19 protein-coding genes are annotated in these 15,723 nt (G+C 64.0%); 16 read left to right on the top strand and 3 right to left on the bottom strand.

What is annotated here, in order from left to right; all coding sequences use genetic code 11:
* The first annotated feature begins 90 nt into the window (after positions 1-90).
* The 3 genes from secB (at position 91) to ACO550_RS01495 (ending at position 2,923) form a co-directional block, all read left to right on the top strand.
* Positions 91-609: a protein-export chaperone SecB gene (secB, locus tag ACO550_RS01505; RefSeq protein WP_315597605.1), complete on the top strand. Its 519-nt coding sequence runs from the start codon at positions 91-93 to the stop codon at positions 607-609.
* Between the two features lie 123 nt (positions 610-732).
* Positions 733-1,758, top strand: a complete 1,026-nt coding sequence (locus ACO550_RS01500; RefSeq protein WP_315597606.1) for an NAD(P)H-dependent glycerol-3-phosphate dehydrogenase — start codon at positions 733-735, stop codon at positions 1,756-1,758.
* Between the two features lie 187 nt (positions 1,759-1,945).
* Complete coding sequence (locus ACO550_RS01495) at positions 1,946-2,923, top strand: tripartite tricarboxylate transporter substrate-binding protein (RefSeq protein WP_315597607.1); 978 nt, start codon at positions 1,946-1,948, stop codon at positions 2,921-2,923.
* 8 nt (positions 2,924-2,931) lie between these two features.
* Here the strand turns inward: ACO550_RS01495 and trmL are convergent, their stop codons facing one another.
* The gene (gene trmL, locus ACO550_RS01490; protein WP_315597608.1) at positions 2,932-3,402 is read right to left on the bottom strand and encodes a tRNA (uridine(34)/cytosine(34)/5-carboxymethylaminomethyluridine(34)-2'-O)-methyltransferase TrmL; all 471 of its coding nucleotides are present in this window, start codon (positions 3,400-3,402) and stop codon (positions 2,932-2,934) included.
* A gap of 51 nt (positions 3,403-3,453) precedes the next feature.
* Positions 3,454-4,155 carry a phosphoribosyltransferase family protein gene (locus ACO550_RS01485; protein WP_315597609.1) on the bottom strand — a complete coding sequence of 234 codons (702 nt, stop codon included), beginning with the start codon at positions 4,153-4,155 and terminating at the stop codon, positions 3,454-3,456.
* A 117-nt stretch (positions 4,156-4,272) separates the two neighbouring features.
* Here ACO550_RS01485 and ACO550_RS01480 point away from each other — a divergent pair, with 117 nt between their 5' ends.
* From ACO550_RS01480 to ACO550_RS01445, 8 genes are all read left to right on the top strand, one after another.
* Entirely contained in the window at positions 4,273-5,211 is a 939-nt protein-coding gene (locus ACO550_RS01480) for a methyltransferase domain-containing protein (RefSeq protein ID WP_315597620.1), read from the top strand.
* A gap of 264 nt (positions 5,212-5,475) precedes the next feature.
* The gene (locus ACO550_RS01475) at positions 5,476-6,057 is read left to right on the top strand and encodes a DUF2244 domain-containing protein (protein ID WP_315597621.1); all 582 of its coding nucleotides are present in this window, start codon (positions 5,476-5,478) and stop codon (positions 6,055-6,057) included.
* Positions 6,054-7,322, top strand: coding sequence for a cytochrome c oxidase subunit II (gene coxB / locus ACO550_RS01470; protein ID WP_315597610.1), 1,269 nt, complete (start codon positions 6,054-6,056; stop codon positions 7,320-7,322). The genes ACO550_RS01475 and coxB overlap by 4 nt, the downstream gene beginning before the upstream one ends.
* A 42-nt stretch (positions 7,323-7,364) precedes the next feature.
* On the top strand, positions 7,365-8,990 hold the full coding sequence (gene ctaD / locus ACO550_RS01465; protein ID WP_315597611.1) for a cytochrome c oxidase subunit I: 1,626 nt from the start codon (positions 7,365-7,367) through the stop codon (positions 8,988-8,990).
* A 69-nt stretch (positions 8,991-9,059) separates the two neighbouring features.
* Positions 9,060-9,206 carry a cytochrome oxidase small assembly protein gene (locus ACO550_RS01460; protein ID WP_315597612.1) on the top strand — a complete coding sequence of 49 codons (147 nt, stop codon included), beginning with the start codon at positions 9,060-9,062 and terminating at the stop codon, positions 9,204-9,206.
* Between the two features lie 36 nt (positions 9,207-9,242).
* Positions 9,243-9,839, top strand: a complete 597-nt coding sequence (locus ACO550_RS01455; protein ID WP_315597613.1) for a cytochrome c oxidase assembly protein — start codon at positions 9,243-9,245, stop codon at positions 9,837-9,839.
* A gap of 18 nt (positions 9,840-9,857) precedes the next feature.
* Positions 9,858-10,073: a DUF2970 domain-containing protein gene (locus ACO550_RS01450; RefSeq protein WP_315597614.1), complete on the top strand. Its 216-nt coding sequence runs from the start codon at positions 9,858-9,860 to the stop codon at positions 10,071-10,073.
* A 96-nt stretch (positions 10,074-10,169) separates the two neighbouring features.
* Entirely contained in the window at positions 10,170-11,030 is an 861-nt protein-coding gene (locus tag ACO550_RS01445) for a cytochrome c oxidase subunit 3 (protein ID WP_315597615.1), read from the top strand.
* A gap of 110 nt (positions 11,031-11,140) precedes the next feature.
* Here ACO550_RS01445 and ACO550_RS01440 read toward each other — a convergent pair whose 3' ends face one another.
* Positions 11,141-11,350, bottom strand: coding sequence for a twin transmembrane helix small protein (locus ACO550_RS01440; RefSeq protein WP_315597616.1), 210 nt, complete (start codon positions 11,348-11,350; stop codon positions 11,141-11,143).
* A 69-nt stretch (positions 11,351-11,419) separates the two neighbouring features.
* On the opposite strand from ACO550_RS01440, the gene ACO550_RS01435 reads away from it, so the two are divergent.
* The 5 genes from ACO550_RS01435 (at position 11,420) to ACO550_RS01415 (ending at position 15,654) form a co-directional block, all read left to right on the top strand.
* Complete coding sequence (locus tag ACO550_RS01435; protein WP_485994166.1) at positions 11,420-12,163, top strand: SURF1 family protein; 744 nt, start codon at positions 11,420-11,422, stop codon at positions 12,161-12,163.
* Positions 12,164-12,170: 7 nt separating this feature from the next.
* Positions 12,171-12,827 carry a cytochrome C oxidase subunit I gene (locus tag ACO550_RS01430; protein ID WP_315597618.1) on the top strand — a complete coding sequence of 219 codons (657 nt, stop codon included), beginning with the start codon at positions 12,171-12,173 and terminating at the stop codon, positions 12,825-12,827.
* A 65-nt stretch (positions 12,828-12,892) separates the two neighbouring features.
* Positions 12,893-13,996, top strand: coding sequence for a COX15/CtaA family protein (locus tag ACO550_RS01425; RefSeq protein WP_315597619.1), 1,104 nt, complete (start codon positions 12,893-12,895; stop codon positions 13,994-13,996).
* Between the two features lie 8 nt (positions 13,997-14,004).
* Positions 14,005-14,937, top strand: coding sequence for a heme o synthase (cyoE, locus tag ACO550_RS01420; RefSeq protein ID WP_485994164.1), 933 nt, complete (start codon positions 14,005-14,007; stop codon positions 14,935-14,937).
* A 90-nt stretch (positions 14,938-15,027) separates the two neighbouring features.
* On the top strand, positions 15,028-15,654 hold the full coding sequence (locus ACO550_RS01415; protein ID WP_315598520.1) for an SCO family protein: 627 nt from the start codon (positions 15,028-15,030) through the stop codon (positions 15,652-15,654).
* Positions 15,655-15,723 lie beyond the last annotated feature (69 nt).

The raw sequence follows: 15,723 nt of genomic DNA, 5'->3' as shown, positions 1-15,723 counted from the left end.
GCTCCTACCCTCCCAATCGGCCGCCGGTGGTCCTGACCGCCGGCTGCGCATGGCGCAGCGCGCCCAAACCGTTCCATCCGGAAGCCTTTCATGAGCGACCAGCAACAAGCCACCCAGCAGGACGACCAGCCCTTCTTCAACATTCAGCGCGTGTACCTGAAGGACATGTCGCTCGAGCAGCCCAATTCGCCGGGCATCTTCCTCGAGTCGGAAGCCCCGTCGGTGGAAGTGCAGGTGAACGTAGGTGCGTCCCAGCTGCAGGAAGGCATTTTCGAAGTGGTCGTGACCGGTACCGTGACGACCAAGGTGCAGGACAAGGTTGCTTTCCTGGTGGAAGCGCACCAGGCTGGCATCTTCGACATCCGCAACGTGCCGGTCGAGCAGCTTGACCCGCTGCTGGGCATCGCCTGCCCCACGATCCTGTACCCGTACCTGCGCGGCAACATTGCCGACGTGATCACGCGTGCCGGTTTCCAGGCCATCCACCTGTCGGAAATCAACTTCCAGGCCTTGTACGAGCAACGCCTGCAGGCTGCGATGGAAGAAGCGCAGGGCCAGGCCAGCGACTCGGGCATCGTGCTGCCGGACGGCAGCCAGGCTCGCCACTGATCCGCGTCCGCGGCGCAGGACTACCGCAAAACGGGGCTTCGGCCCCGTTTGCCTTTTCCGGCGCCGGATTTGCCTTTCATACTGTCTTCATTCTTCATAACAGCGCTATTCTCCGACCTGCCGATGAAACTGACCATCCTGGGCGCCGGTGCGTGGGGTACCGCACTGGCCAGCCATGCCGCCGTCGATACGCGACACGACGTGATGTTGTGGGGGCGCGATGCAGGCCAGTTGGCCAGCATTGCCGCTACCGGTATCAATGCCACCTATCTTCCCGGCGTGGCGTTGTCGCCGCGGCTCGTCTGCGAGTCTGATTTCGACCGCGCGGTAGACCATGCATTGTCCGATCCGCAAGGATTGCTGATCGTTGCCACGCCCGTCTCCGGACTACGCGAGATGACGCGCCGCCTGGCAGCGCGACGCCAGGGGGCATTGGCGATGCTGTGGCTCTGCAAGGGATTCGAGGCCGATACCCACGCGCTGCCGCACCAGATGGTGCGTGAGGAACTCGATGCGCTGGGCGTGGCATCCGGCGAGATCGACTACGGCGTGCTGACCGGCCCGAGTTTTGCCAAGGAAGTCGCGCAGGGCCTGCCCTGCGCGTTGACCGTGGCCGGCACCACGCACGCGCTGACCGATCGCGCCCAGGCGGCGTTTCATCACCACGCCATGCGTATCTATGGCAGTGACGACCTGACCGGTGTCGAGGTTGGCGGTGCGGTGAAGAACGTGCTGGCGATCGCCACGGGTGCCAGCGATGGCCTTGGCCTGGGCCTCAATGCTCGCGCGGCGCTGGTAACGCGCGGACTGGCTGAAATGACGCGCCTGGGCCTTGCGCTCGGTGGCCGCGTGGAAACATTCATGGGCCTGGCAGGCATCGGCGACCTGATTCTCACGGCCACCGGTGACCTGTCGCGTAACCGCAAGGTCGGCCAGCAACTGGCCGGCGGCAAGACGCTGGAGCAGATCCTGCGCGACCTCGGCCATGTGGCCGAAGGCGTGCGTTGCGCACAGGCCGTTGCGGCACTGGCAGCACGCCACAGTGTGGAAATGCCGATCACGCGTGCGGTGTGTGCGGTGCTGTTCGAAGGCCTGCCCGTGGCCGATGCGGTAGCGCGGCTGCTGCAGCGCGATGCGCGCGACGAGTAGCGACAAGTAGCTACGAGATAGCTGTCCAGTGCTTTACGTGCTGGCCCTCTCCCCCAGCCCCTCTCCCGCCATGCGGGAGAGGGGAGCAAACCGACAGCAATTGATAATCCGTTGGTTGTCTCCCCTCTCCCGCCGTGCGGGAGAGGGGCGGGGGAGAGGGCCGGCGCATCAATAACCAATCACGCCGATGCCCACCCGCCGCCAGGCCCTGCACGCCCTGATCGCCTCTACCGCCGCCGTCGCCTTGCCCGCGCTTGGTGACAGCTGGCCCTCGAAACCGATCCGCATGATCGTGCCGTTTCCGGCCGGTTCGTCTCCGGACCTGATTGCGCGCATCGTTACCGAGAAACTCGCCGCAGTACTGGGCCAGCCCATCGTGGTCGAGAACCGCCCCGGCGCGGGGGGCAATATTGGCACGGGTATGGTCGCCAAGGCCGCGCCCGATGGCTATACGTTGCTGTTCACGATCAATGGCCCACTGGTCACGGCGCCATCGCTGTACCGGAACCTGAGCTACGACCCGATGAAACAGCTGGCGCCGGTAACGCTGGTCGCGACGTCGCCCAATGTGCTGGTTGTCGATGCGCGGCTGCCAGTGCACGACCTGCGTGAATTCGTGGCGCTGGCCAAGGCGAAGCCCGGTGATCTGAACTACGGCTCGGTGGGCAATGGCAGTGCCGCGCATCTGGCGATGGAGCAACTGAAGGCGATGGCCGGCATCGATCTGCAGCACGTGCCATATCCGGGCTTTCCGCAGATCACCACGGCAATCGTGGGTGGTCAGGTCCAGGCGGGCTTCATGGTGCCCGCGATCGCGATGCCGATGGTGGCTGCCGGCAAGCTGCGTTTGCTGGCAGTGACGTCCACCGGGCGCACGGCCGTGCTGCCCTCGGTGCCGACCGTCGCGGAATCGGGCTATCCAGGGTTCGAGGCAATTTCGTGGCAGGCCATCCTGGCGCCGGCAGGTACACCCGCGCCAATTGTCGACCGGCTTTATCGCGAACTCGTGAAGATCATTGGCAGCGCGGACGTACGCGACAAGATGCGCGCGCAGTATTTCGTGCCGGCCGGTACCGCGCCGGCATCACTGCGACAGACCATGGTCAGCGAGAAGGCGCGCTGGGACAAGGTAATCCGCGCCGCCAACGTGCAGCCGGAAAACTGATTCGCGGCTCAGGCGCCGCCGGCGAAACCGTTCTGGCGCCACGCTTCGAACACGACGACGGCAACCGTGTTGGAAAGGTTCAGGCTGCGATTGTTGGGGCGCATCGGCAGTCGGATACGCTGGGTCGTTGGGAACCACTCGCGCCGTTCGGGGGCCAGGCCACGCGTTTCCGAGCCGAACACAAACCAGTCGCCGGGCTGGAATTCGACCTGGCCAAACGGTGTCGAGCCATGTGTGGTGAGCGCGAACATGCGCGACGGATCGGGCTTTTCAGCGGCCATCAAGGCATCCCAGTCGTCATGCACGCGCATCGTGGCGTACTCGTGATAGTCGAGCCCCGCGCGGCGCATGCGTGCATCTTCAAGCGGGAATCCCAGCGGCTTGACCAGATGCAGCTGCGCACCGGTGTTGGCACACAGGCGGATCACATTACCGGTGTTCGGCGGAATTTCGGGTTCGACAAGGACGACGTTGAACATGGGATGGAAGCAGGAAACCGGAGCGCAGCTTACCTTGTACGACTGCCAGTGTCACGGCGTGCGCAGCGCAACCAGCGCGGTAACGCGTGCCGCGCCATGTGCCTTGAGCACCCGTGCCGCCTCGCGCAGCGTTGCGCCGGTGGTCATCACGTCATCGACGAGGCCGACATGCAGGCCATCAAGTTTCGCCGTGGCATTGACTGCGAATGCCTGTTGAAGATTGGCCTGCCGCGCGGCCAGGTCCAGCGTGCGCTGGCTCAGGGTGTCGCGCGATCGCGTCAACATGGTGGCCGACATGTCGATGCCGAGTCGCCGGGCCATCGGACGCGCCATTTCCCATGCCTGGTTGAAACCGCGTTCTGCCAGGCGCTGCGCCGAAAGCGGAACCGGTACGAGCAGGTCGGGCCGGGTGCCGGATACGCGCACGGTCTCTGCCAACTGCGCGCCAAGCCATGCGGCGACCGGTAGCCGGGCGCCAAACTTGAGTTGCAGGATCAGTGTGTCGAATGGTGCGGCATAGTTGCCGAGCGTCAGCGTGGCATCGACGGGATCATCGTCGGCGCAGGTCCCGCAGTGCCCGTGGCTGTCCGGCATGGCACAGCGCGGGCAACGCGGCACGGGCAGCAGCAGGGTGCCGGCACATTCCGTACAGACCACCTCGCGTTGGACGCTGGCGCAGACCAGGCAAGCCGATGGCAACAGCAAGGGCCACAAGCGCGTCACTTTCCGGATCAGGCCGGCTCCGGCAGCCATCGGGCCTGGCGCGTATACTTCCGGACCTGCCGGGGCGCGATGCGCCACCCGGCTGTTCCAGGGTGCGACACTTTGTCGCACTGCCCGTCGATCCGATTCCTGTTGCCCCGTCTGTCCGTGTCCCTGCATGCCTCCGATTCCCCCGATGCCTGGTTGCCGCCCGCGCGGCTGACCCGGCTTGCGTTCGACCGCCGCAGCCCGCGCTTCGGCCAGCTCGATTTCCTGCTTGGCGAAATTGGCCAGCGCATGCAGGAGCGAATGGAGGTGGTCAAGCTGTCGCCACGCCGCGCGCTCGATATCGGCTGTGGCCATGGCCAGGGGCTGGCGGGTTTGCGCGCCCGCTTTCCCGATGCGCAGATTGCCGGACTCGATATTTCCGGCGCCATGCTGCAACAGGCCGGCCAGCGCGATCCGCAACGGCGGCCCGGCTGGGTTGGGCGTCTGCTCGGCAAGCGCCCGATGTTCGACCTCGTGCAAGGCGATCTTGCCACACTGCCGTTCGGCGCCGCCACCTTCGATCTGCTGTGGTCGAACCTGGCGCTGCACTGGCATCCGGAGCCGCATCGCGTGTTTCCGGAATGGCATCGTGTGACGGCTGACGAAGGGCTGGTCATGTTCTCGCTGTTTGGTCCCGATACGCTCAAGGAACTGCGCGAGGCGTTTGCCGATGTCGATCTCGACGCCCACACGCTGCGCTTCGTCGACATGCATGACATTGGCGACATGCTCGTGCATGGCGGCTGGTCCACGCCGGTGATGGACATGGAAACACTGACCATTACCTACGAATCGCCCGAGACCCTGTTGCGCGAGGTGCAGGCATTCGGTGGCTTGCGCCGTCCGGGCATGTCGGGCCTGCGTGGCAGGCGGTGGCATGCGGCCTTGCTGGCGGCACTGGAGCGGCTGCGCAACACCGAGGGTGTAATTCCATTGACGTTCGAGATTGTCTATGGCCATGCCTGGAAGCTGGCGCCGCGTGGCAAGCAGGCGACAGACGATCAGGGCCGCGCGATAGTGCCGATCGACAGGATCGGCCGCGCACAGCCGCGCCGCTGAACAATGCGCCGGGCACGGTTGGGCAACAATCGGGGCCCGTCGTTTGTGTTGCCTATCGGGGGGCTTTGCGCCATGCACAAAAATTTGCCGATGGCAAGCACTTCGGTCAAATCCTATGTTGTTCAGGTATGCGAAGCGCCATATAATGGCCCGGTTTGTCGCAGTGGTCCCCTGGCACAAGAACGCCCCTGGAATGCACTTCGCACGTGCAGAGCCTGAGGCGGGTTTCGTCCCGGGTGTGCATCCGATGCAGAGTGGTTGGCGATGCAAGACTTGGGTATCGCATTCCAGACGGCAGTAGGTGACTCCGGCGGAAATCTCGACGGACGCACTCCCTTGCCGTGCAACGACTGGCTGATGAAGCGGAATTGTTCGCTCTCTCCCCGCCAGGTTGGCTGGTTCTACTTCTCCATCGCATGCCTTTCCCTTGCCATCACGGCATATCTGACCGTGTGGCATGGGGCCTGGCTCGTGCTGCCGTTTGCTGGCCTGGAACTGATCGGGCTGGGGATTGCCCTGCTGGCGTATGCGCGCCATGCGGCGGATTATGAACGCGTGAGTGTGATCGACGGGATGCTGGTCGTGGAGACAGCCAGCGCCAATCGGGTCACGCGGGAAGTATTCAATCCACACTGGGTGCGGATTGAACTGGGTGAATCGTTCCGGGCGCTGGTGGTCTTGCGGTCGGACAAGCGCTCCGTGCGGGTGGGGTCGTATCTGGTCCCGTACCGGCGGCGCAAGTTCGCGCAGGAACTCGCGGCGGCCCTGCATTGCATCCAGACCGGATGCGAAACGGGGCACGGCGGGGACAGATTTGAATCTGTAAATTGGGTAGATAAACAATGAAAATGTGGAAGAAGGCATCCGCAGCATGTCTGGCAGGGGTATCCCTGCTTGTCAGCCAGGCGGCCTCCGCGGTCAGTGACATGCCAGGCGGCCCGGCCGTCCGACAACTGAACCTAACCGAACCCGTTACAAAAATCGCCGAACAGATTCACTGGCTGAACTGGATGATGTTGATCATGTGCACCGTGATCTTCATTGCCGTGTTCGGCGTGATGTTCTATTCCATCTTCAAGCACCGGAAGAGCAAGGGCGCCAAGTCCGCATCGTTCCACGAGAGCATTACCGTGGAAGTGGTCTGGACCATCGTGCCGTTCCTGATCGTGATTGCGATGGCGCTGCCTGCCACCAAGACCGTGGTGGCGATGAAGGACACCACCAACTCCGACATCACGATCAAGGCCACCGGCTACCAGTGGAAGTGGGGTTACGACTACATCAAGGGCCAGGGCGAGGGCATCTCGTTCGTGTCCACGCTGACCACGCCGCGCGAGCAGATCAACAACCAGCAGGAAAAGTCGAACACCTACCTGATGGAGGTGGACAACGAGCTGGTGGTGCCCGTCAACAAGAAGATCCGGATCGTTACCACGGCCAATGACGTGATCCACGCGTGGATGATTCCCGCGTTCGGCGTCAAGCAGGATGCGATTCCGGGCTTCGTGCGCGACACGTGGTTCCGTGCCGAGAAGACCGGCATCTATCGTGGCCAGTGCGCCGAGCTCTGCGGCAAGGAACATGCGTTCATGCCGATCGTGGTGCGCGTGGTGTCCGACGCCGAGTACACCAAGTGGGTCGACGACAAGAAGAAGGCGCTGGCCGCCGCTGCCGACGATCCCAACAAGACCTGGACGCTCGACGAGATCAAGGTGCGCGGCGAGAAAATCTACGCGTCGAACTGCGCGGTCTGCCACCAGCCGAACGGCAAGGGCGCCGGCGCATTCCCCGCGCTCGATGGCTCGAAGGTCGTCAATGGCCCGAAGGCCGGCCAGATGCACATCCTGCTGGAAGGCAAGGGCGGCATGCCGTCGTGGAAGCAGCTCTCGGATACCGAGCTGGCCGCGGTCATGACGTACACGCGTAACAGCTGGAGCAACAAGACCGGTGAAGTGATTCAGCCGGCGGACTTCGTGAACGCCCGTGCGGGCAAGTTCCCGGAAGGCGGCGGCGCGCAAGCCGGCGCCGGCGACGCGGCCCCCAAGGCCGCCACGCCGACCACGTCCAACGACAAGCAGGCCAGCCGCGCGGGCAACCGCGTTGCAGGCTGACCCGCGGCAGCCCCGCATTCAGGAATTGATGGAGTCATTGCGATGAGTACCGCTACCCCGGAGACACTGGGCCATCCGCACGACCACGCGCACGATAACGGCCATGGTCATGACGATCACGCGCATGATCATCCGCATGGCTGGCGCCGCTGGCTGTTCGCGACCAACCACAAGGACATCGGCACGCTGTACCTGCTGTTCTCGTTCACGATGCTGCTGTCGGGCGGCGTGCTGGCACTGCTGATCCGCCTGGAGCTGTTCGAGCCGGGCCTGCAGTTCTTCCGCCCCGAACTGTTCAACCAGTTCACCACGATGCACGGCCTGATCATGGTGTTCGGCGCGATCATGCCCGCGTTCGTGGGCTTCGCGAACTGGATGATTCCGCTGCAGATCGGCGCATCGGACATGGCCTTCGCGCGCATGAACAACTTCAGCTTCTGGCTGATGCCGCCGGCGGCACTGCTGCTGGTGGGTTCGTTCTTCGCACCGGGCGGCGCCACCGCCGCGGGCTGGACGCTGTATGCGCCGCTGTCGGTGCAGATGGGCCCGGGCATGGACATGGCCATCTTTGCCATGCACATCATGGGCGCATCGTCGATCATGGGCTCGATCAACATCATCGTGACCATCCTCAACATGCGTGCCCCCGGCATGACGCTGATGAAGATGCCGATGTTCTGCTGGACGTGGCTGATCACCGCCTACCTGCTGATCGCCGTGATGCCGGTGCTGGCCGGTGCCATCACGATGGTGCTGACCGACCGCCATTTCGGCACGAGCTTCTTCTCGGCCGCCGGCGGTGGTGACCCGGTGATGTACCAGCACATCTTCTGGTTCTTCGGGCACCCCGAGGTGTACATCATGATCTTGCCGGCGTTCGGCATCGTCTCGCATGTGGTACCGGCCTTCGCGCGCAAGCGCCTGTTCGGCTACAGCTCGATGGTGTATGCCACGGCATCGATCGCGATCCTGTCGTTCATCGTGTGGGCTCACCACATGTTCACCACGGGCATGCCGGTGACGGGCCAGCTGTTCTTCATGTACGCGACGATGCTGATCGCGGTGCCCACCGCCGTGAAGATCTTCAACTGGATTGCCACGATGTGGCGCGGCTCGATGACGTTCGAGACCCCGATGCTGTTCGCGATCGGCTTTATCTTCGTGTTCACGATCGGCGGCTTCACGGGCCTGATGCCGGCTGTGGCGCCGATCGACATCCAGCTGCAGGACACGTACTTCATCGTGGCGCACTTCCACTATGTGCTGGTGGCGGGCTCGCTGTTCGCGCTGTTCGCGGGCTTCTACTACTGGGGCCCGAAGTGGAGCGGTTTCAAGTACGACGAGATGCGCGGCAAGATCCATTTCTGGGGTTCGCTGATCTTCTTCAACGTGACCTTCTTCCCGATGCACTTCCTGGGCCTGGCAGGCATGCCGCGCCGCTACGCCGACTACCCGACCCAGTTCACGGACTTCAACGCCGTGGCTTCGCTCGGTGCGCTGGGCTTCGGCCTGATGCAGGTGTACTTCTTCTTCGCCGTGGTGCTGCCGTCGTACCGTGGTGGCGAAGCTGCCGGTGACAAGCCGTGGGATGGTGCCGAAGGCCTGGAATGGACCGTGCCGTCGCCGGCGCCGTTCCATACGTTCGAAGAGCCGCCGATCGTCAAGTAATGCAGTAGTGAAGTAATCATGTAATCCGGCCGGATGCCTCGTGCATCCGGCTGTACGGACCTGGTAGATATGCAGCCCTCAGCAAAAAGCCCTTCGCAATTGCAACGACAAGCCAGCCAGAAAGCCGCCAACCGGCGCCTGGGCCTGATCATGCTGTCGATCGCGATGGTCTTCTTCCTGGGATTCGTTGCCAAGATGGTGTTCCTTGGCGGCTGACCCGAATAAAAAGATGAAGTAGCAGGAGACACACGCGTGGACGCGCAGGACAAGGCTCTCGAAAGGCGTTTCAACCGCGGCATGCTGATGCGGCTGCTGGTGGTGGTGACGTTGATGTTCGGCTTTGGCTATGCGCTGGTGCCGCTGTACAAGGCGATCTGCGAGATCACCGGCCTGAACGTGGTCACCACGCGCGACCTGTATGGCGCCAGCTCGGTGAAGAACACGCAGGTCGACACGAGCCGCACGGTCACCGTGGAGTTCGACTCGAATGCGCGCGGTCCGTTTGCGTTCCGCCCGGTGAAGCATTCGATGGAAGTGCATCCGGGCGAGCTGACGACGATCGTGTACGAGGTGGCCAACGGCCAGCCGCGCGATATCTCGGCGCAGGCGATTCCGAGCTACGCGCCCAAGCAGGCGACCGAGTATTTCAAGAAGGTGGAGTGCTTCTGCTTCAAGCAGCAGACGCTCAAGGCGAACGAGGCGCGCGAGATGCCGGTGGTCTTCGTGATCGATCCGAAGCTGCCGAAGGATGTGAAGAACATCACGCTGTCGTACACGTTCTTCGAGGTGGGTACGCCGGTGGCGCAGGCGCCGGGCGGCGACGAAGCGGCCGCGCGCCAGGGCAGCTGACGGGATAGGGGACAAGGGATGGCGACCGACGATCCGGTACATCGCAAGGCGTCTTTCGCACAGACGGTGCGCGCGGTGTTGTGGTCGTTCATCGGGCTGCGCAAGGGTTCGGAGCATGAGTCCGACATGGCGCGCCTGAACCCGGTGCATGTGATCATCGCCGGGCTGATTGCGGCGGCTGTGTTCGTGGCGGTATTGATCGTCATCGTGCGCACCGTGGTCAGCCAGGCATAGCAGGGCAGCAGATACAAAGCGAGCACGCCACCGGCACAAGGCTGGCCGGATGTGCGGATAACCATGAAACAGAGACTTTGAGCTGGAGATAGAAGAATGAGTGCGAATCGCGCAAACGCCCCGTACTACTTCGTGCCGGGCCCGTCGCGCCATCCGATCACGGCGGCGTTTGGCCTGCTGCTGACCGGTGCGGGAGCCGCCGGTTGGGTCAACGGGCAGTCCTGGGCGCCGTACCTGTGCGGCTTCGGCCTGATCTGGTTCCTGTTCGTACTCAAGAGCTGGTTTGGCGACGCCATCGGCGAATCCGAGGGCGGGCTGTATGGCAAGAACATCGACGTGTCGTTCCGCTGGTCGATGGGCTGGTTCATCTTCTCCGAGGTGATGTTCTTCGCGGCATTCTTCGGCGCGCTGTTCTACGCGCGCACGATCGCCATGCCGTGGCTCGGCGACCTGAACAACAAGATCATCTGGCCCGAATTCGCGGCTGTGTGGCCGAACACGGGGCCGGCTGGCACCGTGGAAAGCTTCCAGACCATGGGGCCGTGGCCGATCCCGACGATCAACACGGCGCTGCTGCTGACTTCGGGCGTGACGCTGACCTGGGCCCACCACGCGCTGCTGGCTGGCAAGCGCAACCAGGTGATCCAGGGGCTGGTGCTGACGGTCCTGCTGGGCGCGATCTTCATGTGCCTGCAGGCCTACGAGTACATCCACGCCTACCATGAACTGAACCTGAAGCTGACCTCGGGTGTCTATGGTTCGACGTTCTTCCTGTTGACGGGCTTCCACGGTTTCCACGTGACGATGGGCGCGATCATGCTGGCCGTGGTGCTGGGACGCGTGCTGAAGGGCCACTTCACGCCGGAGCACCACTTCGCATTCGAAGGCGCCGCGTGGTACTGGCACTTCGTGGACGTGGTCTGGCTGGGCCTGTACGTGGTGGTGTACTGGCTGTAAGGCACTGGCGCCGCCCGGACGGCGGCGCTGCGGTACCAAAGCAGAAGCGCCGCGGGAGAAATCCTCAGCGGCGCTTTTTTGTTGATGCGCGAAGCAGTGTCAACGCGGGTTCAGGGCGACATCTGGATGCCGGTGCTGTGGATCCAGCCCATCCAGTGCGAAAACAGGATGAACAGGAACAGCGCCACCGAGAACCCGACGCGCAGCATCAGCGAGCGCATCATGTTGGGCGTGCGGCCACGGTCGCGCATCATGAAGAACAGCGCGGAAGCCAGGCTGCCGATGATCAGGATAAAGGCGACGATGATGACGAAGCGCATGTGGGGGCCGGTTCTTGTAAGCGCCCATTATCGCACCGGGCCGTGCCGGGGAAACCCGTGACGACCCGCATGCCATGGCGTGCGCCGGGGCTGGTGCCGATGATTGCCGCGCTGGTGGTCGTGGCGGTTACCTGTGCGCTGGGCAACTGGCAGTTGCGCCGCGCGCACGAGAAGACCGGGCGCGCCGAGCGGCTGGGCATGCTGGCCGTACAGGCGCCGGTGGATCTGCATGCAGGACAGGCAGATGCCGCGCGGCTGGTGGATCGCCATGTGCGCGCACGCGGCACCTTTGACGATGCCAGGACCGTGCTGCTCGACAATCGTCCGCACGGCAACGGCACCGATAGCCGGGCGGGCTTCCTGGTGCTGACGCCGCTGCGGATGGCAGATGGCGCCGATGTACTGGTGCTGCGCGGCTGGCTGCCGCGCGATACGCAGGACCGCACGCGCATCGCGCCGTTTTCGACGCCGGGCGGAGAAGTGACCATCGAAGGCACGGCGCTGGCGACAGTGCCGCGCGTGTATAGCATGGGCCTGGAGCCGGCGGCCGAGGCCGGGCAAAAGATCCGTCAGAATATCGACCTTGCCGCGTTTGCGCGTGAGACCGGTGCGCCACTGGTGCCCGTGGTGGTGGAGCAGTCCGGCGACACTGGCGATGGCCTGGCGCGCGACTGGGCACCGGCCGACTTCGGCGCCGAGCGTCACTATGGCTATGCCGCGCAGTGGTTTGGCCTGGCCGCACTGACCGTCATACTGGTGGCCGTGCTGGGCTGGCGCCGCGCCCGGCGCGAAGCTACGGCGGCAAACGAATAACCGAACCATGAACGTACAGACCAATTCCATGTCGCAGCAAGACCCTCCGGCCACGCAGGATCCCCGCATCGATGCGCGCACGCGCCGCGGCCGCCTGCAAATGTTGATGCTGCTGCTGGTATGTGCATCGCCGGTGCTTTTTTCGTATTTCACCTATTACGTGATCAAGCCCGCGGGCGGCAGCACCAACTATGGCGCGCTGATCGATCCGCAACGGCCCATGCCGGCCGCACAGTTGACCAATGAGCGTGGCGAAGCGGTGCCGCTGGCGGCGCTGCGCGGCAAATGGCTGATGCTGATGACCGATCCGTCCGCCTGCGACGAGGCCTGCGCGCGCAAGCTGTTCACGATGCGCCAGATTCGCATGGGGCAGGGCGAGGATCGCGAACGTATCGTTCCCGTCTGGCTGATCCAGGATGCAGGAAATGTGGACGATCGGCTGACCGCCGCCTACAACGAACCGTATGCCGGCGTGCGCTTCCTGCGCATGGACCGTGCCGCCATCGCACAATGGCTGCCGGCCAGGGAGGGCGGGCGCGTCGAGGACACGATTTACCTGGTCGATCCGATGGGCAACCTGATGATGCGTTGGCCGGCGGACCCCGACCCCAAGAAGGTGAGCAGCGACCTCAAGAAGCTGCTCAAGTATTCCCGCATCGGCTGACTGGCTGACGTCCCGATACCGATTGAACTGAAGAACCGAATAACTGAATTACCGGCTGTTCCGAAATGCTGCTCCAGCTCGCCATTATTGGCATCCTGATCGCCCTGCTGCCGCTGTCCTATGTGATGGTGCGCGGCAGCCGTGACAAATACCGCAAGCTCGTGTGGATCACGGCGTTCCTGACGCTGGATCTGATCATGTTCGGCAGCTTTACGCGGTTGACCGACTCGGGCCTCGGTTGTCCGGACTGGCCCGGTTGCTACGGCCATTCGAACCCGCATGCGGCAATGGAGCCGATCCGCGCGGCGGAGACGGCGCTGCCAAGCGGCCCGGTGACGCTGATGAAGGCCTGGATCGAAATGATCCATCGCTATTTCGCGATGGCGGTGGGCGTGCTGATCATTTCGCTGATGGTGCTGGCCTGGGTCAGGCGGCGCGATTTGAAGCAATCCCCGTGGTTTGCCACCGGGGTATTCGTGCTGGTCTGCGTGCAGGGTGCATTCGGCATGCTGACCGTGACCATGAAGCTGCAGCCGATCATCGTGGTCACGCACCTGTTGCTGGCCATGGCGCTGCTGGCGTCGCTGATCTGGCTTGGCTCGCGCAATGATCCGCCGCACGTGGTGGCGCCCCAGGCCGCGTCGCTGCGCTGGGCCGGACTGGTCGCCATCGTGCTGCTGGTGATCCAGATCTTCCTCGGTGGATGGGTCAGTACCAACTACGCGGTGCTGGCCTGTACCGACTTCCCGCTCTGCAACGGGCAAGTGGTGCCCGAGATGGACTTCCGCCACGGCTTCACGCTGTGGCGCCAGCTCGGCATGACCGCTGACGGCGACTACATTCCACACGCGGCGCTGGTGGCGATCCACTGGGTCCATCGTGGCTTTGCATTCGTGGTGCTGGGCTACCTGCTCTGGTTCGGACTGCAGGCCCGCAAGCTGGAAGGCCTGGCGCGCCATGGCAAGTGGCTGCTGGCGGTGCTGGCGCTGCAACTGGCCACCGGCATGTCGAACATCGTGTTCGACTGGCCGCTGGTTGCGGCCGTGGCTCATAACGGCGGAGCAGCCCTGTTGCTGATGCTGTTGCTCCGTCTCAACTACAATATCGGCCTCGCGACCCGTTCCGCCGGCGCCGCCGCCCATTCCGCAATTGCGGCGCGCGCCACATGAAGGACAAGATGCCCCCCGCCGTTTCCGCTACCGCCGCCCACCCCCGGTCTTCCGTGGGCCGATTACGCCATCTGGCCCGCCAATACGCAGCACTGACCAAGCCGCGCGTCACGCAACTGGCGGTGTTCTGCGCCATCATCGGCATGTTCCTGGCCACGCCGGGCATGGTGCCGTGGTCCGTACTGATCGGCGGTGCCGCCGGCATCTGGCTGCTGGCCGGCGCGGCCTTTGCCATCAACTGCCTGGTGGAACAGAAGATCGATGCGCTGATGCGCCGCACCGCATGGCGCCCGTCGGCCACCGGCGAGATCACCACCGCGCAGACGCTGGTCTTCTCGGCCATCCTCGGCGGTGCGGGCATGTGGCTGCTGCATGTCTTCGCCAACGACCTGACCATGTGGCTGACGTTTGCCACGTTCCTCGGCTATGCGGTGGTCTACACGATCCTGCTCAAGCCGGCCACGCCGCAGAACATCGTGATCGGTGGCCTGTCCGGCGCCATGCCGCCCGCGCTGGGTTGGGCCGCCGTGGCCGGCACCGTGCCGGCCGAGGCCTGGTTCCTGGTGCTGATCATCTTCACGTGGACCCCGCCGCACTTCTGGGCGCTGGCGCTGTATCGACGTGCCGACTATGCCAAGTCCGGCCTGCCGATGCTGCCCATCACGCATGGCGAGCGCTACACGCTGCTGCATATCCTGCTGTACACGCTGGTGATGATCGCCGCTACGCTGCTGCCGTTCGTCTACGGCATGAGCGGCTACATCTACCTGGCCGCCGCGCTGGGGCTGGGGCTGGTGTTCCTGGGCTACGCCTGGAAGCTGTTCCGCAACTACTCGGACCAACTGGCCCAGCGGACCTTCCGCTATTCGATCCTGTACCTGTCGCTGCTGTTTGCCGCGCTGCTGGTCGACCACTACTTCAAGTTCGTGCCGCAGGTCTGATACGCCTGCGGCATCTTGCCGCGCCCGGAAGCCACCTTCGACGTGATCGGCGATACTTTCGGGCCTACCTCCCAATCCGTCACTTCGCGTATGCCGAATCTCGCCCAAGGCTTCCTGGCCCCGCTTCTGACCCCATTGCGTCGCCTCTGCCTGCTCGCACTGTGTACGGCCCTGCTGGCGGCCTGCGGCCAGCCGAAACCGTCGTTCAAGAACGTCGATATCTCGGGTGCCACCGAATTCGGCAAGGACTTCGCGCTGCAAGATCCCGCGGGCAAGACCCGCACGCTCGGCGATTTCAAGGGCAAGGTGGTGCTGATGTTCTTCGGCTATACCCATTGCCCCGATGTCTGCCCGACCACGATGGTCGAGCTCAAGCAGGTCATGGAGCAGCTGGGCCCCGATGCCGACAAGGTGCAGGTGCTGTTCGTCACGGTGGATCCGGAGCGTGACACCGCGGCGCTGATGGCCCAGTACGTACCGGCGTTCGATGCGCGTTTCCTGGGCCTGCGCCCGGCCGACGAGGCCGCGCTCAAGCAGGTGACCAAGGACTTCAAGGTCTACTACGCCAAGGTGCCCGGCTCGTCGCCGAACAACTACACGATGGATCACTCCGCCGGCAGCTATGTGTTCGATGGCAAAGGCCAGCTGCGCCTGTTCATCCGGCACGGCCAGGGGCCGGAACCGATCGCGCATGACCTGAAGGCGCTGATGTCCTGATACTCCGGCAACGCCAATCGCCCAATCGCCTAATCGCCCGGGCAAACAAAAAGGCCGGTCCAGTGGACC

Source organism: Cupriavidus sp., assembly GCF_057315035.1.
The sequence above is the reverse complement of the archived record's forward strand: the minus strand, read 5'-3'. Positions and strand labels throughout refer to the sequence as shown.

What these genes read in the sequence shown, in the direction of transcription:
- ACO550_RS01500 (WP_315597606.1), top strand. Translation starts at nt 733, where the DNA reads ATGAAACTGACCATCCTGGGCGCCGGTGCGTGGGGTACCGCACTGGCC.
- ACO550_RS01485 (WP_315597609.1), bottom strand. Translation starts at nt 4,155, where the DNA reads ATGGCTGCCGGAGCCGGCCTGATCCGGAAAGTGACGCGCTTGTGGCCC.
- ACO550_RS01495 (WP_315597607.1), top strand. Translation starts at nt 1,946, where the DNA reads ATGCCCACCCGCCGCCAGGCCCTGCACGCCCTGATCGCCTCTACCGCC.
- ctaD (WP_315597611.1), top strand. Translation starts at nt 7,365, where the DNA reads ATGAGTACCGCTACCCCGGAGACACTGGGCCATCCGCACGACCACGCG.
- cyoE (WP_485994164.1), top strand. Translation starts at nt 14,005, where the DNA reads ATGCCCCCCGCCGTTTCCGCTACCGCCGCCCACCCCCGGTCTTCCGTG.
- ACO550_RS01425 (WP_315597619.1), top strand. Translation starts at nt 12,893, where the DNA reads ATGCTGCTCCAGCTCGCCATTATTGGCATCCTGATCGCCCTGCTGCCG.
- ACO550_RS01440 (WP_315597616.1), bottom strand. Translation starts at nt 11,350, where the DNA reads ATGCGCTTCGTCATCATCGTCGCCTTTATCCTGATCATCGGCAGCCTG.
- ACO550_RS01435 (WP_485994166.1), top strand. Translation starts at nt 11,420, where the DNA reads ATGCCATGGCGTGCGCCGGGGCTGGTGCCGATGATTGCCGCGCTGGTG.
- coxB (WP_315597610.1), top strand. Translation starts at nt 6,054, where the DNA reads ATGAAAATGTGGAAGAAGGCATCCGCAGCATGTCTGGCAGGGGTATCC.
- ACO550_RS01475 (WP_315597621.1), top strand. Translation starts at nt 5,476, where the DNA reads ATGCAAGACTTGGGTATCGCATTCCAGACGGCAGTAGGTGACTCCGGC.
- ACO550_RS01460 (WP_315597612.1), top strand. Translation starts at nt 9,060, where the DNA reads ATGCAGCCCTCAGCAAAAAGCCCTTCGCAATTGCAACGACAAGCCAGC.
- secB (WP_315597605.1), top strand. Translation starts at nt 91, where the DNA reads ATGAGCGACCAGCAACAAGCCACCCAGCAGGACGACCAGCCCTTCTTC.
- trmL (WP_315597608.1), bottom strand. Translation starts at nt 3,402, where the DNA reads ATGTTCAACGTCGTCCTTGTCGAACCCGAAATTCCGCCGAACACCGGT.
- ACO550_RS01445 (WP_315597615.1), top strand. Translation starts at nt 10,170, where the DNA reads ATGAGTGCGAATCGCGCAAACGCCCCGTACTACTTCGTGCCGGGCCCG.
- ACO550_RS01415 (WP_315598520.1), top strand. Translation starts at nt 15,028, where the DNA reads ATGCCGAATCTCGCCCAAGGCTTCCTGGCCCCGCTTCTGACCCCATTG.
- ACO550_RS01450 (WP_315597614.1), top strand. Translation starts at nt 9,858, where the DNA reads ATGGCGACCGACGATCCGGTACATCGCAAGGCGTCTTTCGCACAGACG.
- ACO550_RS01430 (WP_315597618.1), top strand. Translation starts at nt 12,171, where the DNA reads ATGAACGTACAGACCAATTCCATGTCGCAGCAAGACCCTCCGGCCACG.